Source organism: Paenactinomyces guangxiensis (assembly GCF_016055185.1).
GTDB lineage: Bacteria > Bacillota > Bacilli > Thermoactinomycetales > Thermoactinomycetaceae > Paenactinomyces > Paenactinomyces guangxiensis.
This window is the reverse complement of record NZ_JAECVR010000050.1, coordinates 1-3,678: the sequence shown is the minus strand read 5'-3', so window position 1 is coordinate 3,678 and position 3,678 is coordinate 1. Positions and strand designations below refer to the sequence as shown.

Below are 3,678 nucleotides of genomic sequence, written 5' to 3'. Positions count from 1 at the left end.
CTCGATGAAAGTCGTGCTAAACTCAAGTTAATCCGCCTCCGTGGTTTGGTGTGGGTTGGCGCTTTCATCTAACCACATTTAGGCGGATTTTTCTATTATTTTTTAAAAGAGTTATGCAACAACCTCCAACATGTTATTTTTTTGAATAACTTTATTTATAGATAGTTTATCTTTACAAATTTGATTAAAACGGGATAAATCATCATTGATCTTTGCACATGGTACATTCGGAATATTGCCATAGTCTATATCCCGACTAAGTTTTAGCAAATACCTGGATTGCTGATGCAACCTGCGAAGATCATCAGTAAAAAATAAAAAAGAGACCAGTACAGTACTAAATATAATGATTAAGATTACGGGCAGAATCCGTATAGGTAAATTGGTTTCATCTAGAATATTAATAAATTTTTTCTCTTCTCCGTCTACAAATATTACTTGATTACCTTTTCACTTGTTAAATTTACACAACAAGTATTTCACCTTTCCGGACATATAATGGCAAGTATATGGAATATCTTATATACTATACTATATCATAATATTCCTAAAAAACGCTGAATCCATTTGAATTCTTACGCCCCTATTATAATGCGATGATATGATGTCCAGAGTTCTTCAATGATCGAATCAAACCGGCGGCGGAATTGGCAGACAGCGGCGCAAATGGATCTTAGAGGATGATGAATATCGTCTTAACCGGATTAAACGGGGCATTTACGATAGCCGGAATCGTATCGCCCGCACACAATATCAGCAGCCAGGTTAACCATCATCTGCCCGCTATCTGAAGCCGATGGTATATCTAAAATCAAAGAGGAGAGGTCATATGATTTTCCAATTTATTAAGAAATTATTGGGTTTACACGATAATATGGAAATTAGAGGAAATGGCAATCAAATCATTTATGCTGATAACAATTCAAGTGTAAATGCAAAAAATAACAGCCCTGCTTATACTCATAACAAAATAGAAGCAGGGGGGGATATAAAAGGGAATAATATTGCTTTTGGTCAGGGATCAAGAACAAACGGAAATATTACTTATGAAGAAAATGTTCAATCCAACAGTTCAGCTGAAAAAGAACTATTGACAAAAATTGATGAACTCTTGTCATATATCCAAGGAGATCAAGGAAAAAAAGAACTTTCTGATGATCAAATTGAGGATATTGAAGAGCAGTCTAATATTATTAAAGAGAAAATAGAAAACAAAACTATAACTTCTAACCGGCTTATGAAGTTCAATAATTTTTTGAGTCCCTACATGAATATTATAACTACCGGAGCTTTAGTGGCGGGAGTTATTAGCGCAAGTACTGATTTAATCGGAGTTTTGAATAATATAAATCAACAATCTTGAGAAATTTATGCTGCTTAATAACCCCCTTGTTCCGATCAGGCCGAACAAAGCAGGCAAGCCTGTTCATGCTAACCAGTCCTCACTCGTCAAATTCCATGCAAAATTTGAAAATCTTAAACCCCATGTTGAATACTGCTCTGTGATTCGTTATGATTTTGGATTTAAAGTGCAGTTTGAACAGAAGGTAATTTTTCAAGGTGGAAACCGCTTAGGGTGGTTATAAAAGGTATCAAATATTTCTACAAATTCACTCTTGTTCGCAGAGCTCGTCATTGACACATGTTTCACATCTCTTGCACGTTCCATCTAATTTTGCAAAGCACGCCAGTTTCTGTAAAATGTGTTCCTTTTGACGATCGATATCATAATTTCGAACTGCCGACATTCGCATTGCTTCTGGCGATCCTCCACCGTGGAGACTGATGAGGGAGTAAAACCCGCCTTCCTTCGAGGCTGTCAAATCCTAGATAAAGCGTGCCATTTTTATACGCTCCTCTGAAGTTACACCATGTTTTCCAACTAAGTACCGATCAATCAATTCTCCAGTTTCCGGTATCGCAATATCTTCCGGAGTTGGAGCTGTTGCAACGATACCTCCACTGATTTCATGCGCAATACGGAAAATATCATAGACTTGTTCCGCCAGCATCAGTTTTCCAATGTTGGATTGCACGGAATCCGGCACGGGCACCAATAGCCAATTTTCCGGTGTATTCCCACTCACCACACAGAAACACCCTGTCCCAGGGAATAAATACATCGTTAAATATTACAAGCGCAGTGGATTGCCCAAAATTGGAGCTAAAAGGGGCTTCGGCGTCCTCTGGCCGTCCGGCCGGTTTTGCAATGATTTTTAAACCCGGAGCATCAACGGGTACGGCAAAAGACAAAGCATAGTCCACATCCTCTTTCTGCATGGCACGGGTGGGCAGAACAATAAATTCATGGACATAAGGAGCCCCGGTTATATTGGCTTTTGCCCCGCGAACAATAATCCCTTTCTGATTTTTTTCAACCACATGCACGTACAGGTTCGGATCGGCTTGTTCATGAGGCCGTTTGCTTCTGTCCCCTTTTGCATCTGTAACAGCCGTTCCGCATGTCAGGTCATGTTTCTGAACATGCAACAGATAATTCTTACACACTGAAAAATAGTCCGTCTTTTTATCCGCGTCCATCATTGCAGTGATTTCAGCCAATGCACCAAGTGCGTCGTGCATGAGGTAACGTTGTCCACACCCCGTCCACTTACAAATCAAACGAGTCATTTCCAATTTTTTTAACAAATCGTCTGTATTAAAGTCAAGGGCAGTTAAGCGATTTACCTTTGTTCCATCTTCCAGTGTAGCCAGCATAATATCTTGATGTTTCTTTTGATGTGCTAACTCGTAAGTCACAGCTATAGCGTCAATACCCGGTTTAAACAAAGGCTCGTCTGCGACACTTTTAACTTTCTTCCCCTTTACTTGAATATCAGGGCTGTACTCTCTAAGGCTAAAAACATATTCCCTGCCAGTCATGAGTTTCATGCTCATTCTCCTCCTATTATCTGCTCAAAGATGGCAAAACACGAAACAAACCAAAGGTTTAGAAATTTCCCCTTTCCATGTTGACTGACTAGTTAGTTGGAATTTTGCTGAAGAAAAAAACATGATTTATTGCAAAAGAGTTTTTAGTAATTCAATTCTTGTTTTAATATAGCTCTCCAGAGTAAATTTTTTCGATAGGGACCACCGCCGAAAAGCCCACATTTGAGCCTGGACAAGAATGTCTTCGGCGATCAGAGAAGCAGATTGGGGATCGACCTTAAAAAATCCACTACCTATACATTTCTTCATTTGGTTCTCAAGATGATTGCATAACCTTTGTTCCCGGCTGAGGAATGAACTTCGGGCCGCTTTATCTAACGAAGCAGTTTCCTGATACATGAGGACAACATAATTCGAAACTTGATCCACAATCCGATAAAGAGCAGTAACAAATTCCGAAATCACTTCCATTGGGTTGAGATCCTCTACTGCAACTGCATACAAAGCTTGTTCAATCAGTGAATGAATATGGCAACAAACCAGATACAAAATGTCCTGCTTATTTTTTAAAAATCTCTTGAAATGAATTTTATCCGTTGACGAATGGTCCATAGAAATATATTGTTAATATTAAGAAAAAATAAAAAGTACAGAAAACGGTCTCCGAATTATGAAATTTATTTTTATAAAAGTCCTGCGGTAATATGTCAAGCCATTGAAACAGGGAAATTGGAAATTATAAAGCCCCTGTTATCTAAAAAAGGCAAAACTTAAGAAACCCAGTCT

The 3,678-nt window shown here is 38.6% G+C and carries 3 protein-coding genes and 1 pseudogene; 1 reads left to right on the top strand and 3 read right to left on the bottom strand.

Features of this window, described 5'->3' with window-relative positions; translation table 11 throughout:
* Window positions 1-829: 829 nt before the first annotated feature.
* Window positions 830-1,363, top strand: a complete 534-nt coding sequence (locus tag I8U27_RS20135; protein WP_181755103.1) for a hypothetical protein — start codon at window positions 830-832, stop codon at window positions 1,361-1,363.
* 247 nt (window positions 1,364-1,610) lie between these two features.
* Here the strand turns inward: I8U27_RS20135 and I8U27_RS20850 are convergent.
* The 3 genes and pseudogenes from I8U27_RS20850 to I8U27_RS20115 all read right to left on the bottom strand — a co-directional run bounded on the left by I8U27_RS20850 (window position 1,611) and on the right by I8U27_RS20115 (window position 3,441).
* Window positions 1,611-2,012 (bottom strand): annotated as a pseudogene (locus tag I8U27_RS20850) (4-hydroxyphenylacetate 3-hydroxylase C-terminal domain-containing protein).
* Window positions 1,990-2,892: a 4-hydroxyphenylacetate 3-hydroxylase N-terminal domain-containing protein gene (locus I8U27_RS20120; protein WP_181755109.1), complete on the bottom strand. Its 903-nt coding sequence runs from the start codon at window positions 2,890-2,892 to the stop codon at window positions 1,990-1,992. The pseudogene I8U27_RS20850 and the gene I8U27_RS20120 overlap by 23 nt, the downstream one beginning before the upstream one ends.
* A 126-nt stretch (window positions 2,893-3,018) precedes the next feature.
* The gene (locus I8U27_RS20115; RefSeq protein ID WP_181755111.1) at window positions 3,019-3,441 is read right to left on the bottom strand and encodes a hypothetical protein; all 423 of its coding nucleotides are present in this window, start codon (window positions 3,439-3,441) and stop codon (window positions 3,019-3,021) included.
* Window positions 3,442-3,678: the final 237 nt, after the last annotated feature.

What these genes read in the sequence shown, in the direction of transcription:
- I8U27_RS20135 (WP_181755103.1), top strand. Translation starts at nt 830, where the DNA reads ATGATTTTCCAATTTATTAAGAAATTATTGGGTTTACACGATAATATG.
- I8U27_RS20120 (WP_181755109.1), bottom strand. Translation starts at nt 2,892, where the DNA reads ATGAAACTCATGACTGGCAGGGAATATGTTTTTAGCCTTAGAGAGTAC.